Source organism: Propioniciclava sp. (genome assembly GCF_047602245.1).
GTDB lineage: Bacteria > Actinomycetota > Actinomycetes > Propionibacteriales > Propionibacteriaceae > Propioniciclava.
In genome coordinates this window covers 1,128,185-1,143,523 of sequence record NZ_JASGHT010000001.1, presented here as the reverse complement: position 1 = coordinate 1,143,523, position 15,339 = coordinate 1,128,185, and the positions used below count along the sequence as shown (strand labels likewise).

Here is a 15,339-nt window from a genome sequence, read left to right as displayed (position 1 = left end):
TTCGGTCCTCCGGTGCCGGACGGCCGTCGGTCAGCCCTTGACGGCACCTGAGGTCAGGCCGCTCACGATCTGCTTCTGGAAGACCATGACCACGATGAGCAGCGGCAGTGTGACGATGACGGACGCCGCGCTGATCGTGCCGATCGGCATGTCGTATTCGTTGGCGCCGCTGAACATCGCGATCGCGACCGGAATGGTCTGGGCGTTGATCGTCGAGCTCAACGTGGCCGGCAGCAGGAACTCGTTCCACGACGAGATGAACACCAGGATCGCCGTCGTGGCGATGCCCGGCATGGCGACCGGCAGGATGACCTGCCAGAACGTCCGCCACGCGGAGGCTCCGTCGATCGAGGCGGCCTCCTCCAACTCCATCGGGATCTCACGGAAGAACGACGTCAGCGTGAAGATCGCCAGCGGCAACGCGAACGTGAGCTTCGGGATGATCAGGCCCAGGAGAGTGTCGTAGATCCCGATCAGGCTCCACAGGTTGAAGATCGGCGCGGCGATCGCGATCACCGGGAACGTCGAGATCGACATCACCATGGTGAGCAGGAATCCCTTACGGCTCAGCGGCAGCCGGGCCAGCGCATAGGCGGCGGACGCCCCGAACAGCAGCGCGAGCGAGGTCACGGACACGCTGACGATGATCGAGTTACGGACAGCGAACCCGAACTTGGGCGTATTGATGACCTCGACGTAGTTCTGGAATGTCGGGCTGGCCGGCCACAGGTCGGCCGACGACAGGCCCGCACCGGACTTCAGCGAGGTGTTGACCAGCCAGTAGACGGGCACCAGGGACCCGATCATCACCAGTGCGATCAGCACCCACACCAGCGGGTGGATGTACACGGCGGTCGGCGATGTGCGGCGGCGGCTCATTTCTCCCCCTTCGAGACGTCGCGCAGGTTTCCGCCCGCGAAGCGCAGGTAGACCATGGCGACCAGCATCACTGTGGCGAACGTGAGGATCGACAGCGCCGAGCCTTCGCCGATCAGCCGGTTCTCGCGCAGTTGCACGTAGGAGATCAGCGACATCGTCGAGGTTCCGTTCGCGCCGTGGGTCAGCACGAAGGGCAGGTCGAAGATGCGCAACGCATCCAGCAGCCGCAGGATCGCGGCGAGCAAGATGGCAGGCCTGATCAAGGGCAGGGTGACTTGGAAGAAGGTCTGCATCTTGGTCGCGCCGTCGATCGCGGCGGCCTCGTAGACATCCGCCGGGATCACCTGGAGTCCCGCCAGCACCAGAAGCGCCACGAATGGTGTCGTCTTCCAGATCTCGGCGATGATCACGATCGTGATCGCGTAGCCCGGCTCGGCCAGCCAGATGATGTCGCCCGCGGGTAGACCGAGCGTCTGCAGCACGTTGGTTACCAGACCCAGGCGGGGATCGAACATGCTCTGCCAGGTGATGGCGCTCACTACGGTGAGCACCGCGTACGGCACCAACAGCACCGACCGGAGTACCGCTCGCCCACGGAATGCCAGGTTCAGCAGCATCGCCATCATGGTCCCGAGCACGACCTCGATCGTGACCGACACGAAGGCGATCGTGAACGTGGTGGACACGGCTTGCCACCACTGTCCGGAGGTGAGCGCGGCGATGTAGTTGTCGAGCCCGACGAAGCGGCTCAGGCCTTGGACCCGGACGCTGTACTGGTGGAGCGACAGCCAGATCGCGTAGGCGATCGGTGCCGCGGCAACCACGATCATCAAGATGATCGCTGGGGCGACGAACAGCCGGGCGGTCCGGCGGGCATCGGCATCGATCTTGCCTGCCCGCCGGGCCTTTCCGGCTGCCGCTTCCCCGCGTGAGGAAGTGGTGGCCGTCATGGCTTAGAAGGTCTCCTGCGCCTTCTGGATCTCGTCGGCCATCTTCTTGATGGCGGCGTCCACATCGGAGCCTTCGCTGAGGACGGCGTAGACGTTCTCATAGATGGCCCGCGAAATCTGGGCGTAGACCGGCGACTTCGGGCGTGGCTTGGCGTTCTCCAGAGAGGTCTTCAGCTGGGGTGCGAACGGGATCTTGGCCACGACCTCCGGGTCGGAGTAGAGCGCCGCGCGGATCGGAGACTGAGCGGTCTCCAGCACCATCTGCCTCTGGGCTTCCTCACTGGCGACGTACTTGATGAACGCGACCGAAGCGCCCGGGTTCTTCGCCTTCTGCGCGACCGCGAGGTTCCATCCGCCGAGGACGCCGGCGGGCTTACCCGTCCCGTCGAAGGACGGCAGGGGCGCCACGGCGGTCTTGGGGCCGGCCTCGCTGGCCTGCGTGCCGTTCCACGCGCCCGGCCAGTTCCGCTGGAAGCCGCCGAGGCCGGACTCGTAGGCGCGGCGCACACCGGTCTCGTCGTAGGTGAGCGATGCCGGATCGATCGAACCGTTCTTGAAGCCGTCACGCATGAAAGTCAGTGCGGTGCGCGCCTGGGGCGAGTCGATGACGACCTTGCCCTGCTCGTCGATGACGCTGCCACCGGCCGAGTAGAGCAACTCGAGGAAGTTCACGGTGAGGCCCTCATAGGCCTTGGCCTGCAGCAGCAGCTTGTGCTCCGGGTCGGCGGCCGCCTGCGCGTAGAGATCCTTCCACGAGGTGGGGGCCTTGACGCGGTCGGTGCGGTAGTAGATGAGCGCGGAATCGGTGTAGAACGGCATCGCCCAGTTGCGGCCGTCGTATTCGGTGGTGGAGAGAATCGACGGGATGATCTCGCCGCCGACCGCCTTGACCAGGTCGGTCTGGTCGTACAGCCATCCCTGCTGGGCCCATTCGGGCGTCCACACGACATCGGTCATGTAGATGTCGCAGTCGGTCGAGCCGCCCTCGAGTCGCTGGATGGCCGCGGTACGCGCGGCGCTCGTGTCGGCGCCGAGCTCGAGATAGCTCACGCGTATCGCGGATTGCATGGCGTTGAAACGCTTGGCGGTCGCCTCGCGGATGCCGGTGTCCTTGCCGCCGCAGAAGACGATGTCGCCGGTCGCGCCTTTGTCGGCGTCGGGTGCGAGCATCGGTGCTTGAGGAGCGCGGGCCTGCGGCGCCTGGCCTCCGGCGGCCGAAGGAGCCGCACCCGGGGAACTGCACCCGGAGAAGACGAGCGCGGCGACACCCGCGGCGGCGATGAACGGAGTAATGCGGCGCCGGCTGGCGCGGGTATTCGACTTCATTCGCAGATCACTTCCTTGTAACTGGCGACCGTCATGGACGCCTCCGCAAATTGGCTGCTGGATCGATGCAGCAGTGGCGTCAGAGTCGCACGCCGAGATGGCTGTGTCAACGGCTCGCGGCGAAATGAATCAGAGGTGTGCCGCTGCCCCGCGTGTGCGCCCGCAGCCGCACGACTCGCGTACGACGAGGTCGGGCTCGGTGTAGTGCACCTGGGGGGCGGGTCGCTGTCCTTCGAGGCGCTGCACCAGCAGCCGGGCGGCCAGGCGTCCCATGCGATCGGGATGCGACGACACCGTTGTCAGGCTCGGGTCGCAGTAGGACGCCAATTCGACGTCGTCGAACCCGACGATGCGTGGCAGCGTGCTGAGGCCCGCCTCGCGGAGGGCGCGGATGAACCCGAACGCGATCGCGTCGCTCAGGCAGATGATCGCATCCGGGAGCGGTCCGGCCTCCAGCAGGGCGTGGCCGGCTTCGTAACCGCCCCGCATCGAGGCTTCGCAGGTGGTCGAGATGAGGGGGGTGCGAATGCCGGCTTCGTCGAGCACGCTGCGGATCCCGGACTGCCTCATGTGGGACACCGAAGAAGGGCGTTGCCCGCCGACGAAGGCCAGGGTTTTCGCGCCGTGAGTGAGCAGGTGCTCCGCCGCCAGACGGCCCCCTTCGACGTCGTTGGGTCCGACGTAGTCGACGGCTGGGTCGTAGCGGGTGTAGCTCAGGCATGCGACGCCGGCCGCCTCCAGTTGGGCCGAGGTGTCCGCGACGGCGTCGCCGACGGATGCGAAGATGACGCCGGTCACGCCGAACTCGCGCATTGAGCGCAGGACCTCCTGCTCGCGCATCGTGCTGCGCAGTGAGGACGCGGTGATCACACCGTAGTCGAGCCGGGCCAACTCGACCTCGATGGCCTGCAGTGATTGGGTGTAAAAGGGGTTGTCGAGCGTGGAGAGGACGACTCCGACGAGGCGGCGGTTCTTCTCGCGAAGGGCGGCGGCCGAGCGGTTGTAGACGTAGCCCAGTTCGTCCATCGAGCGCAGAATGCGCTCGCGGGTCTGTTGGGCCAGTCGGCCGTCCCCGCGCACGGTCAGTGACACCGCCGACCGCGACACGCCTGCGTGCGCCGCGATGTCGTTCAGGGTGACTCGCTTGACCATGGTCCCGAGGATAGGCCAGCGCCGCCTCTGCGGCATCGCGCGTGTCTGGCTGGCCGAGAAGTGTGGGCACTTCGTCCCGGGTGCCTATTTGTCGCTCCCTCCTACCTTTCATCCGCCGGAACACCTAGGCTGGTGGATCGTTCTAGTTAGTCGTTCCAGGAGCAGTCTGACATGTGCAAGGAAGCACCGCAGATCAACAAGCAGCCCTCGCTCGAGGCGTCCGATGCGCCGTGGTGGCAGGCGGCGGTCGCCTACCAGATCTATCCGCGCAGCTTCGCCGACGGCAACGGTGACGGCATCGGGGATCTGCGCGGCATCATCGATCACATCGACCATCTGAGTGACCTCGGGATCGACGTGCTGTGGCTGTCGCCGATCTATCCGTCACCTCAGGATGACAACGGGTATGACATCTCCGACTACTGCGACATCGAGCCCGACTACGGCACCCTCGCCGACCTCGACGAGTTGGTGGCGGCGCTGCACGCGCGGCGTATGCGGTTGATCATGGATCTGGTGGTCAACCACACCTCCGATGAGCATCCCTGGTTCGTCGAGTCGCGCGCCTCCCGCGACAATCCGAAGCGCGATTGGTATGTGTGGCGCGATGGCAAGGGCGAGGACGGCCTCGTGCCGCCCAACAACTGGGAGTCCCACTTCTCCGGCCCGGCTTGGACCTACGACGAGACGACCGGGCAGTGGTATCTGCGCATCTTCTCCTCCAAACAGCCCGACCTCAACTGGGAGAACCCCGAGGTGCGCGAGGCTGTCTATTCCATGATGCGCTGGTGGCTCGATCGTGGGGTCGACGGGTTCCGGATGGACGTGATCAACCTCATCTCCAAGCCCGACGGTCTTCCCGATGCGCCCGCCCAGCCGGGGCAGAGCCTGGCGAATGGGCGTGCGCTGTACTCGAACGGGCCACGCCTGCTGGAGTACCTGGACGAGATGCGCCGCGCGGTGCTCGACGCACACGAAGGATGCCTGTTCACCGTCGGGGAGACGCCGAACATTGAACTCGACACGGTGAGGAAGATCACCGATCCCGGCGTCGGCGGGCTCAAGATGGTGTTCACGTTCGAGCACGTCAACGTGGACCAAGTCGGCTCCAAGTGGAATCCCGTTCCGTTGGAACTGCCGAGTCTGAAGCGCACGATGGACCGGTGGCAACGTGGGCTGGAGAGCTCCTGGAACAGCCTCTACTGGAACAACCATGATCAGCCTCGCGCCGTCTCTCGCTGGGGCGACGATCAGGACGGCCGGGTCGCGTCCGCGAAGGCCTGGGCGACCGTGCTGCACCTGCATCGTGGCACGCCGTATGTCTATCAGGGTGAAGAGATCGGGATGACGAACATCGACATCCGCAGCGAGGACGACCTGCTGGACGTCCAGTCCCGCAATTTCTTCCGTGGTGAGAAGGAGGCGGGCTCGGCGCCCAACGACGAGATCCTGAAGCGGATCCGGCCGATGGCCCGGGACAACTCCCGTAGCCCGATGCAGTGGACGGCTCAGGCGCACGCCGGGTTCACCACCAGGACGCCGTGGATGCCGGTGAACGCCAACCACGCCACCATCAACGTCGAGGACGATCGCCGCCGCGACGATTCGGTGTTCGCGCACTACCGCGCGCTGATCGACCTGCGCCACACCAGCCCGGTGGTGGCCCTGGGCGACTGCCACCTCGAAGACCTCGACGACGAGCGGCTCTACGTGGTCGTCCGTGACCTCGACGGACGCCGCGCGGTGATGATCGCCAACCTGTCGGGTGAGGCCACCGACGCCTCGGCCGTCGCCGCCCGCCACGCCGGGCGCGGCCTGGTGGTCGCGCTCGGCGGCACCGGGGGCGTCCGTCTCGACGATGTCACCGAACTGGCCCCCTGGCAGGCGATCGTCGCCCTGCCGTCCGATGACCCCTACCTGGACGGCCGCGCCTGATCGTGCGTCGTAAACGGGGTGATCCCGGGCGGGGCATAGCCGCCGGGATCACCCCGTGGTCACTCAGGTGTCCAGCCAGACCGCGGCATCGGGCGGCAACGCATGCCCGGTCAGCGGGACGCTCGACAGCAGCACCGTCGCGTCACCGGGAAGAGACAGGTCTCGGCCGGAGAAGTTCAGGATGCAGCGGAATCCGGGCGCCCGGCTGAAGTCCAGGATCTCGGCCCCGGACTCGTTCCAGGCCATCGTGCCGTCGCCGAGCGCGGGGTGGCTACGGCGGATGCTCAGCGCGGCCCGGTACAACTCCAGGGTCGAGCCGGGATCACCGGCCTGATCGGCGACGGTGTGCCCGGCCCAGTCGGATGGCTGCGGCAGCCAGGGTGAGGCCGGCGCGGCCGTCCCGAAGCCGTAGGGTGCCCGGTCGCCCGACCAGGGCAGCGGAACACGGCAGCCGTCGCGTCCGCGGCGGGTGTGACCGGTGTTCTCCCAGATCGGGTCCCTCAAGGCGTCCTCGGGCAGGTCTTCGACCTCGGCCAGGCCGAGTTCGTCGCCCTGGTAGATGTAGCAGCCGCCGGGCAGCGCGAGGGTGAGCAGGGCGGCCGCCCGCGCCCGCCGCCGGCCCAACTCCAGATCGAGGGGGCCCTCGATGGCGTAGTACCCGCCATTGCCCCACCCCTTCGGGGGGCGCCCGAACCTGCTGACATGCCGGACCACATCGTGATTCGACAGCACCCAGGTGGACGGGGCGCCGACGGCACCCAGCGAGTCCAAGGTGTCGTCGATGACCGCACGCAGCGCCACCGGCTCCCAGGGGGTGCGCAGGAAGTTGAAATTGAAGGCGGTGTGCAGTTTGCCCGGTTGCACGTAGCGGGCCAGCCGGTCGGTGGAGGGAACCCAGGCCTCGGCGACGAAGGTGCGGTCACCGTCGTACTCGTCGGCGACGCTGCGCCATTCGGCGAAGATCTCCTGCAGCCCGTCCTGGTCGCGGTAGGGATGGCTGCCGTCGCGCGCCTCGTCGGCCCCCGGCTGAACGTCGGGCAGGCCCTCCTGCTTGATGTTGCCGTGCGCCACGTCGATGCGGAAGCCGTCGATGCCGCGATCGAACCAGAACCGGAGGATGTCGCGGAACTCGGCGTGCACTTCAGGATTCGCCCAGTTCAGGTCGGGCTGCTCGGGTGCGTAGAGGTGCAGATACCACTCGCCGGGGCGTCCGTCCGCCTCGATGACGCGCTCCCACGCGGGCCCGCCGAAGCGCGAGGGCCAGTTGTTGGGCGGCAGTTCGCCGTCGGCTCCGCGGCCCGGACGGAAGAGGTAGCGTGCCCGCTCGGGGCTGCCCGGGCCGGCGGCCAGTGCGGCCTGGAACCAGGCATGCTGGTCGGAGGTGTGGTTCGGCACGATGTCGGGAAGCACGCGCAATCCCAGTGCGTGGGCCTCGGCGACGAGTTGCTCGGCTTCTTCGCGGGTGCCGAACGCCGGATCGATGTCGCGGTAGTCCGCGACGTCGTAGCCGTTGTCGACCATCGGGGACCGGTACCAGGGCGTGATCCAGATCGCATCCACGCCGAGGTCGCGGAGGTAGGGCAGCCGAGACCGAAGGCCGGCGAGATCCCCGTACCCGTCCCCGTTGCCGTCGGCGAAGCTCTGCAGATAGACCTGATAGATCACGGCGTCACGCCACCACGGTTTCGTCATGCTTGAGGATAATCGTTTGCGGCCGGCGGTGGTTTGGTCGAGAATCAAGACAGTAGATCGGTCCATCCCGTGCCCCGTCAGGGTGGGGTCACGCGCGGAGGCGTCCTTCCGCACGGATGTGCGGCTGCCTCGACCGTCGAAGGGAAATACTCATGATCGCCATGTCGGACGGGCGTTTGGCGCCCGCGCACCCGGATGCCGTCGTCCGCGGGGACACCTACCGGTTCACCGTGCTCAGCGCGGGATTGATCCGGATGGAGTGGGCCGAGAACGGCGTCTTCGTCGACGAGCGCACCCAGCTGGTGGTGAGCCGCGACTTCCCGGTGCCCGACTTTACGGTGACGCACCGGCCCGAGGGCGGGCTGGAGATCGTCACCGACAACCTGGTGCTGGCCTATGACGGCCAGGAGTTCTCCTCGGCGGGGCTGACCGTCACGCTGCGCCGCGGCGCGACCGACAACCACTACTCGGTGTGGCGCTACGGCTACGCCTACCCGCAGGAGCTGCCGATGCGGGGCAACCTGTTCGGCACCGCGCGCACCGTCGACCTGGCCGATGGCGCCGTCCCGCTCGAACAGGGCGTGCTGTCCACCTTCGGGTTCACCTCGCTCGACGATTCCACCTCGGCGCTGCTCACCTCCGACGGCTGGATCGCCGCCCGTCCGGACGCCGGATCGCGGCCCCGCCAAGACCTCTACCTGTTCGGGCACGGCCGCGACTACGCCGCGACGATCGCCGACTACCACCGGCTCGCCGGGCCGATCCCGCTGGTGCCGCGCTACGTGCTCGGCAACTGGTGGAGCCGGTACTGGCCCTACAGCGAGACCGAATACCTCGACCTGATGGACCGCTTCGCCGCCGAGCAAATTCCCTTGTCGGTGTCGGTCATCGACATGGATTGGCACATCGTCGATGTCGATCCCGAGATCGGCACCGGCTGGACCGGTTACACCTGGAACCCGGAGCTGTTCCCCGACCCGCAGCGTTTCCTGGACGCCTTGCATTCCCGCGGGCTCGCGGTCACCTTGAACGTGCACCCGGCCGACGGCGTCCGGCGCCACGAGGACGCCTACCCGCAGATGGCCGAGGCGATGGGTATGGATCCCGACAGCGGGCTGCCGGTGCCGTTCGATGTCACCTCGCGCCAGTTCGTGGACGCCTACCTGCGCTACCTGCACCATCCGCTGGAAGAGCAAGGCGTCGACTTCTGGTGGCTCGACTGGCAGTCCGGCGGGGCCACCGCCATCGACGGCCTCGACCCGCTGTGGATGCTGAACCACATCCACTACCTCGACTCGGGGCGTGACGGACGGCGTCCGCTCACCTTCTCGCGCTACTCGGGCCTGGGCAGCCACCGCTACCCGATCGGGTTCTCCGGCGACTCGGTGGTCACCTGGGCCTCGCTCGACTTTCAGCCGTACTTCACCGCGACCGCGGCCAACGTCAGCTACACCTGGTGGTCGCACGATGTCGGCGGGCACATGTTCGGGGCCAAGGACACCGAACTGGTGGTGCGCTGGTTCCAGCTGGGCGTGTTCTCGCCGATCAACCGGCTGCATTCGACGCTGAGCCCGTTCATGAGCAAGGAGCCGTGGAGCTTCGAGCCGCGCGCCCACGGCATCATGGCGCGCTTCCTGCGGTTGCGGCACCGGCTGATCCCGTCGCTGTACACCGCCGCCTGGCAAGCGCATACGGACGGCGTGTCGGTGGTGCGCCCGATGTACCACGACCACCCGCTGACCCGCGAGGCCTTCCGCGTCCCCAACCAGGCGATGATGGGGGAGCACCTGCTGCTCGCCCCGATCACCGCCCCCGAGGACGCCGCCGCGCAGCTCGGCTCGGCGCGCGCCTGGCTGCCCGAGGGCGCCTGGTACGACCTGTTCACCGGCCAGCGTTACGCCGGCGGACGCCACGTCACCCTGCATCGCCCGCTGGAGCAGTCCGCGGTGCTGGCCCGGGCCGGGTCGGTGCTGCCGCTGGCCGACGCCTTGGCGCCGATCGTCGATGCGCCCGAGTCGTTGACGCTGCGCGTCTTCCCCGGCACCGGGGTCTCGCACCTGATCGAGGACCGTGGCCAGGGTGCGCCCGAGGCGTCCGACCGGAACGTGACCCGGTTCGTGCAGGAACTCATCACCCGCGACGACGGTTCGGTCGACCTGCACCTGGTGATCGAACCGACCACCGGGCCGGACGCCGTGGTGCGGCGGGATATCGCGCTCGACATCGTCGGCGTGGCTGGGTTCACCAGCGCCGCCATCAGCGGCGACGTCGATCCTCGCGTGCGCCAGGCGATTCTGGTCGGCACCGATGAGATCCTGTCGCCGGCCCTGCACATCCCGGTGCGGTCGATGGACTTCACCACGCGCAACGAGGTGCTGATCAGCGGTGTGAGGTGGGCCCCGGTCGACGTGGTCGCCGAGGCCTTCGCGGTGCTGGACGCCGCCGAGATGCCGTTCCTCGCCAAGGACGCCGCCTGGAAGGCAGTCAAGGAACTGCGCGGACTGGCGTTGGCTCAGGAACTCTCCACCATCAAGGGCCTGCCCCCGGTGGTGCGTGACGCGATCCTGGAGCGTGCCGATGGATAGACCGGCATGAGCCGGGTCCTCGGCAGGCTACGGGACGGCACTGCCGTGAGTTCAACCACGGTCAAGCGGGTGATCGGGCCTCTCTCACCGCCACCGTCCGCGTACACCGAGGACGCGGTATTCACCCACCCTGGCGGCGACGCAGAGCTGCGGTGCACATACGAGCGCGACGGCGAGCTGTTCATCGGCGGCCTGCGGTTCCGGCGGGTCCGTGCCTACCGATTCCGAGCGGAGGGGCACTGCACGCTCTGGCACATCGAAGACGCCTACGACACCCTCGTTGAGGTCGAGGGTTCGGACTGGGTCGGCGAACTGCTCGCGGCCGAGCCGAGTGAGACCGGGGGTCACTGGAAGATCCGGCACTTCCTGATCTACATCGATGGTGCGGGTGCCTACGAGGTCGCTGCCGAGGACGTCGAGTGGCTGCTGGAGGTGTCCGCTTCGTGAGTTGGGCGATGCTGACCTGAGCCGGGCCGTCTCTCATGCCTTGCGCCAATTCACGACGACGGTTTCCGGGTCATCAATGCAAAATCGTGGTGCGTCTACTCGCCACATCTTTACATTGACGGAGACCTGGATCGAGATCCAGGCTCATGGGCTGTTGCCGTTGGGGCGCCAGTTCGTGCACTTGTGGGTTGACCACGGGGTGATCGTCGAACTCGACGGCCGCCTTCGCCACCTCCGAATCACGAATAGCGGGCGGATCTCGGCACAGCAGTTGGTGCCAAGATCCGCCCACTATCCAGAAGCTCCCTGGTGGCCTCAGTTGCCCAGGATGGACGCCGTGTCGGAGATCGTCAGCTGAGGCGGATAGAGGCCCATCACCTGCAGCGCCGCCGCGTTGTTATCGGCGGTCGAGCCGGCGCAGGCGTCCGCGGCGATGACCGCGTAGGCGCCGGCGTCCGCTGCGGCCAGTGCCGTGGACAGCACGCAGCAGTCGGTCGAGACGCCGGTCAGCACCACCCGCGGGGCGTGGCCGACGATGGCCTCCATCTCCGGGCCCCACTTGCCGAACGTCGGCCGGTCGAGGGTGGGACGCGTGGTCAGGTCCTGGACGGCGGGCACCAGGTCGAAGATCGGGTCGGTCGGCGGACGGTCCGCGAACGGCCAGTCGGTGAAGTACTCACCCCACGAGGTGTCGCGGTCGGCGGTGGGCAGCCAGCGGGTGATCAGCACCCGGTCGCCGAAAGCCGGGGCCAGCCGCCGGATATTGGCGACCGCGTCGTCGAAGAACGGCGACGCCCAGTCGGAATCGGGTGCGGCGAAGATGTTCTGCGGGTCGATCACGACCAACCAATGATCGAGGGCGCGGAAGCCTGTCGAGGGAGTGTTCATGCGATCTCCTGTTGTGGGGGTGTGCGCACTGCTTCGTGCGGTCAGGCATGGTCATTGAACCACACGTGTTCTGGGATCGGCTAGGGGTGATACTTGAGAATGGGGCGTTGGCTAACCCATTCGACGGCCTGGTCCGAGAGGGCTTGGCGGGTGGAACGGGTCGGGTTTCGCTGTTGCGCACGAGTTGCACCGTTGCCTACGAAATTTCGTGCGCATCGGTGCAACTCGTGCGCGTGAGCATGGGGTAGGGGATGCGTGACGCGCCAAGGCCGCGAGAGGCCGTCCGAGGCGATCTGCGGGTCGTCGCGCATTACGGGATTGTGAGAGGTTATGCCCATGCAGGGAATCCGTCTGAGTACTGTCACGCTGGGGACCTCCGACCCGGTGACGCTGGCGCGGTTCTACGCGCGATTGCTGGGCTGGACGCTGGGGCCGACCGACGACCCGGCCTGGGTTGGGGTGTGGAACCCGGACGGCGGCGTGAGCATCGCCTGCCAACTCGAGAAGAACCACGTCCGGCCGACCTGGCCCGGCGCGCCCGGCGATCAGCAGATGCAGGTCCACCTGGAGATCCAGGTGGACGATCTGCAATCCGGCCTGCAGCACGCCCGGCGATGCGGAGCCCGGATGGCCGGCAACCAGCCGCAGGCCAACGTCCGGGTCTGCATCGATCCCGCCGGGCACCCGTTCTGTCTATGGGTCGCCGGCTGAAGGCTGCGCGCCCGAAACCGCAGCATGGCACGCCGGCGTCGCCCGGAGCGCACGTGGGTGTGGCTTCAGTCGGTGTGCTGGTGACGAAGGCCCTGCCGGACCGAGGTGGTCGGGCAGGGCCTTCGCGTTGGCATCCCCAACGGGATTCGAACCCGTGTTGCCGCCGTGAAAGGGCGGAGTCCTGGGCCACTAGACGATGGGGACAGGGCCGGGTTCAGCATAGTGCACGCCCCGCGGACGCCCCAAGTTGGGTTCGGCCGGCTCTGCTCAGGGCTGAGGTGCCTCGTCCGTCCGGTTGCGGGCGGCGTCGATGGTCGCCTTGGCTCCGTCGAGCCAGGTCTGGCACAGCGCCGCCAGTTTCTCGCCGCGTTCCCACAGGGCCATCGACTCCGACAGCGGCACGCTGCCCGATTCGAGCTTCTGCACCACCTGGACCAACTGTTCGCGGGCCTGCTCGTAGCTGAGCTTCTCGTCGCTCATCGTTCCTCCTGGTCGTGGTCGTGGGGTTCGACGTCGATCACCGCGGCGGCGATGTCGCCGTCGATCAGCCGGGCGATGATCGCCTCGTCGGGCTCGACGTCGGTGATGGACGCCACGGTGCGGCCGTCGTCGGTGGTCAGGATCGCGTAGCCGCGCTGCAGGGTCGCCTGCGGCGACAGCGCGCGCACGCGCGCCCGGCTGGAGGTGACGAAATCCTGCTCGCGGACGATCGCCCGCCGGATGCCGCGGTCGAGGCGTCCGGCCAGGTCGGCGATGCGCTCGCTCTGCAGCGCGATCGCGCCGCTCGCGTCGCGCAGCACCGGCCGGGAGCGTTGCGAGTCGAGCCAGTCCTGCTCGGTGCGCACCTTGCGGACGATCGCGTCCCGCAGCCGCTGGCGCCCGGTGGCGATGACGCGGGCCTCCTCGGCGGCGTCCGGCACCACGCGTTTGGCGGCGTCGGTGGGGGTGGAGGCGCGCACATCGGCGACCAGGTCGAGGATCGGGGTGTCGGTCTCGTGCCCGATCGCGGACACCACCGGCGTCCGGCACGCGAACACCGCGCGGGCCAGGGACTCGTCGGAGAAGGGCAGCAGATCCTCCAGCGAGCCGCCGCCGCGGGCGACGATGATCACCTCGACGTCTGGGTGCGCATCAAGGGCGCGCAGGGCGTCGGTCACCTGTTCGGCGCACTGCTGGCCCTGCATCAGGGCATGCCGGATCTCGATCCGGGCGCCCGGCCAGCGGCGGCGGACGTTCTCGACCACGTCACGCTCGGCGGCGGACGCCTTGGCGGTGACCAGGCCGATCGCGCGGGGCAGGAACGGCAGTCGCTTCTTCAGGTCGGGGCTGAACAGGCCCTCGGCCTGCAGCGCGCGCTTGCGCTGTTCGAGATGGGCGAGCAGGCGTCCCTCACCAGTCGGGCGGATCTCGCGGCACTCGAACCGCAACGATCCGTTGCCAGGAAACACCGTCGCCCGCACCCAGGCGACGACCAGCGTGCCCTCGGTGAGCGGGCCCGCGGCGTCCAGCACCGCCGTGCTCACCCCCACCTGAACGCTCACGTCGGCGAGCTTGTCGCGCAGCGTCAGGAAATGGATCGAATACCCGACCCGGCGTTTGAGCTGGATCACCTGACCCTCGACCCACACCGGCCCGGTGCGCTCCACCCAGCCCTTGAGCAGCGTGACCACCTCGCGCAGCGGCTGGGGCTGCTCGGGAGAGGACGTCAACGGCATGGCACCCACCCTAGAGTGCGCCGCCGACGTTTTCGGCGCGGGGCTTCACGCCTTCTTCTTGAGGTCCTTGCGGAGCTCGGGCGGCAGGGCGAACGTCAGGTTCTCTTCGGTGAGACGCTCCTCGACCGCCTCGGGGAACCCGTTCTCGACCAGCAGATCGAGGACGCCCTGCACCAGTTCGTCCGGCACCGAGGCGCCCGAGGTGACCCCCACCTTGCCGACACCGTCCAGCCAGGCCAGGTCGATCTCGCCGGCGTTGTCGACGCGATAGGACGCCTTCGCGCCCGCCTCGAGGGCCACCTCGACCAGGCGCACCGAATTGGACGAGTTACGCGAGCCGACGACGATGACCAGGTCGGCGTCCTGGGCGATCTGCTTGACCGCCGACTGCCGGTTCTGCGTCGCGTAGCAGATGTCGTCCGAGGGCGGACTGGTCAGCAGCGGGAACTTGGTCTTCAGTCGTGACACCGTGTCCCACGTCTCGTCGACGCTCAGCGTGGTCTGCGACAGCCAGACGATCTTCGAAGGATCCTCGACCTCGACATGCTCGACGTCCTCGGGACGCTCCACCAGGATGGTCCGGTCGGGAGCCTCGCCCATGGTGCCCTCGACCTCTTCATGGCCGGCATGCCCGATCAGCAGGATCTGATTGCCCTCGCGCGCGTACCGCTTCGCCTCGTTGTGCACCTTGGTGACCAGCGGGCAGGTCGCATCGATCGTCTTCAGCTGTCGCTGCGCCGCCTCGACATGCACCGTCGGCGCCACCCCATGCGCGGAGAACACCACGGTGGCACCCTCAGGCACCTCATCCAGTTCCTCGACGAAGATCGCGCCGCGGGCCTCCAGGTTCTCGACGACGTGCTTGTTGTGCACGATCTGCTTGCGCACGTACACCGGAGGACCGTACAGGTCGAGCGCCTTCTCGACGGTCACGACAGCACGGTCCACGCCCGCGCAATACCCGCGGGGCGCGGCGACGACAACGCTTTTGGTCATGCGTTCCAGGGTACAAGGACGCCGCCCGCGCGCCCGACGCCGATCCATCCACGCGCCGAGGAT

At 67.7% G+C, this 15,339-nt stretch carries 13 protein-coding genes and 1 tRNA gene; 4 read left to right on the top strand and 10 right to left on the bottom strand.

Annotated features, from left to right (window positions below; genetic code table 11):
* Window positions 1–30: 30 nt before the first annotated feature.
* From QM708_RS05605 to QM708_RS05590, 4 genes are all read right to left on the bottom strand, one after another.
* Window positions 31–879: a carbohydrate ABC transporter permease gene (locus QM708_RS05605; RefSeq protein ID WP_415105208.1), complete on the bottom strand. Its 849-nt coding sequence runs from the start codon at window positions 877–879 to the stop codon at window positions 31–33.
* Window positions 876–1,829 carry a carbohydrate ABC transporter permease gene (locus QM708_RS05600; RefSeq protein WP_415105205.1) on the bottom strand — a complete coding sequence of 318 codons (954 nt, stop codon included), beginning with the start codon at window positions 1,827–1,829 and terminating at the stop codon, window positions 876–878. The genes QM708_RS05605 and QM708_RS05600 overlap by 4 nt, the downstream gene beginning before the upstream one ends.
* 3 nt (window positions 1,830–1,832) lie before the next feature.
* Complete coding sequence (locus QM708_RS05595; RefSeq protein WP_415105202.1) at window positions 1,833–3,155, bottom strand: ABC transporter substrate-binding protein; 1,323 nt, start codon at window positions 3,153–3,155, stop codon at window positions 1,833–1,835.
* Window positions 3,156–3,284: 129 nt separating this feature from the next.
* The gene (locus tag QM708_RS05590) at window positions 3,285–4,307 is read right to left on the bottom strand and encodes a LacI family DNA-binding transcriptional regulator (RefSeq protein ID WP_415105199.1); all 1,023 of its coding nucleotides are present in this window, start codon (window positions 4,305–4,307) and stop codon (window positions 3,285–3,287) included.
* Between the two features lie 171 nt (window positions 4,308–4,478).
* Between QM708_RS05590 and QM708_RS05585 the strand changes: the two genes are divergently transcribed.
* A complete protein-coding gene (locus tag QM708_RS05585) occupies window positions 4,479–6,242 on the top strand; it encodes an alpha-glucosidase (RefSeq protein WP_415105196.1) in 1,764 nt (587 codons plus the stop codon).
* Window positions 6,243–6,305: 63 nt separating this feature from the next.
* Here QM708_RS05585 and QM708_RS05580 read toward each other — a convergent pair whose 3' ends face one another.
* Window positions 6,306–7,934, bottom strand: coding sequence for a glycoside hydrolase family 13 protein (locus QM708_RS05580; protein WP_415105193.1), 1,629 nt, complete (start codon window positions 7,932–7,934; stop codon window positions 6,306–6,308).
* Window positions 7,935–8,086: 152 nt separating this feature from the next.
* Between QM708_RS05580 and QM708_RS05575 the strand changes: the two genes are divergently transcribed.
* Together QM708_RS05575 and QM708_RS05570 are read left to right on the top strand one after the other, a co-directional pair.
* Window positions 8,087–10,519: a TIM-barrel domain-containing protein gene (locus QM708_RS05575; RefSeq protein ID WP_415105190.1), complete on the top strand. Its 2,433-nt coding sequence runs from the start codon at window positions 8,087–8,089 to the stop codon at window positions 10,517–10,519.
* A gap of 45 nt (window positions 10,520–10,564) precedes the next feature.
* Window positions 10,565–10,966, top strand: a complete 402-nt coding sequence (locus QM708_RS05570; protein WP_415105188.1) for a hypothetical protein — start codon at window positions 10,565–10,567, stop codon at window positions 10,964–10,966.
* 315 nt (window positions 10,967–11,281) lie between these two features.
* Here the strand turns inward: QM708_RS05570 and QM708_RS05565 are convergent, their stop codons facing one another.
* Entirely contained in the window at window positions 11,282–11,854 is a 573-nt protein-coding gene (locus QM708_RS05565) for a cysteine hydrolase family protein (RefSeq protein WP_415105186.1), read from the bottom strand.
* A gap of 336 nt (window positions 11,855–12,190) precedes the next feature.
* Between QM708_RS05565 and QM708_RS05560 the strand changes: the two genes are divergently transcribed.
* Window positions 12,191–12,565 (top strand): VOC family protein, encoded by a 375-nt coding sequence (locus tag QM708_RS05560; RefSeq protein ID WP_415105184.1) that lies wholly within the window; start codon window positions 12,191–12,193, stop codon window positions 12,563–12,565.
* A 128-nt stretch (window positions 12,566–12,693) separates the two neighbouring features.
* Here QM708_RS05560 and QM708_RS05555 read toward each other — a convergent pair.
* From QM708_RS05555 to QM708_RS05540, 4 genes are all read right to left on the bottom strand, one after another.
* Window positions 12,694–12,769: transfer RNA gene (locus tag QM708_RS05555), tRNA-Glu, on the bottom strand.
* Between the two features lie 63 nt (window positions 12,770–12,832).
* Entirely contained in the window at window positions 12,833–13,045 is a 213-nt protein-coding gene (locus QM708_RS05550; protein ID WP_415105182.1) for an exodeoxyribonuclease VII small subunit, read from the bottom strand.
* Window positions 13,042–14,280 (bottom strand): exodeoxyribonuclease VII large subunit, encoded by a 1,239-nt coding sequence (gene xseA / locus QM708_RS05545; RefSeq protein WP_415105180.1) that lies wholly within the window; start codon window positions 14,278–14,280, stop codon window positions 13,042–13,044. The genes QM708_RS05550 and xseA overlap by 4 nt, the downstream gene beginning before the upstream one ends.
* A 45-nt stretch (window positions 14,281–14,325) precedes the next feature.
* Window positions 14,326–15,276 (bottom strand): 4-hydroxy-3-methylbut-2-enyl diphosphate reductase, encoded by a 951-nt coding sequence (locus QM708_RS05540; protein ID WP_415105178.1) that lies wholly within the window; start codon window positions 15,274–15,276, stop codon window positions 14,326–14,328.
* Between the last annotated feature and the right edge of the window lie 63 nt (window positions 15,277–15,339).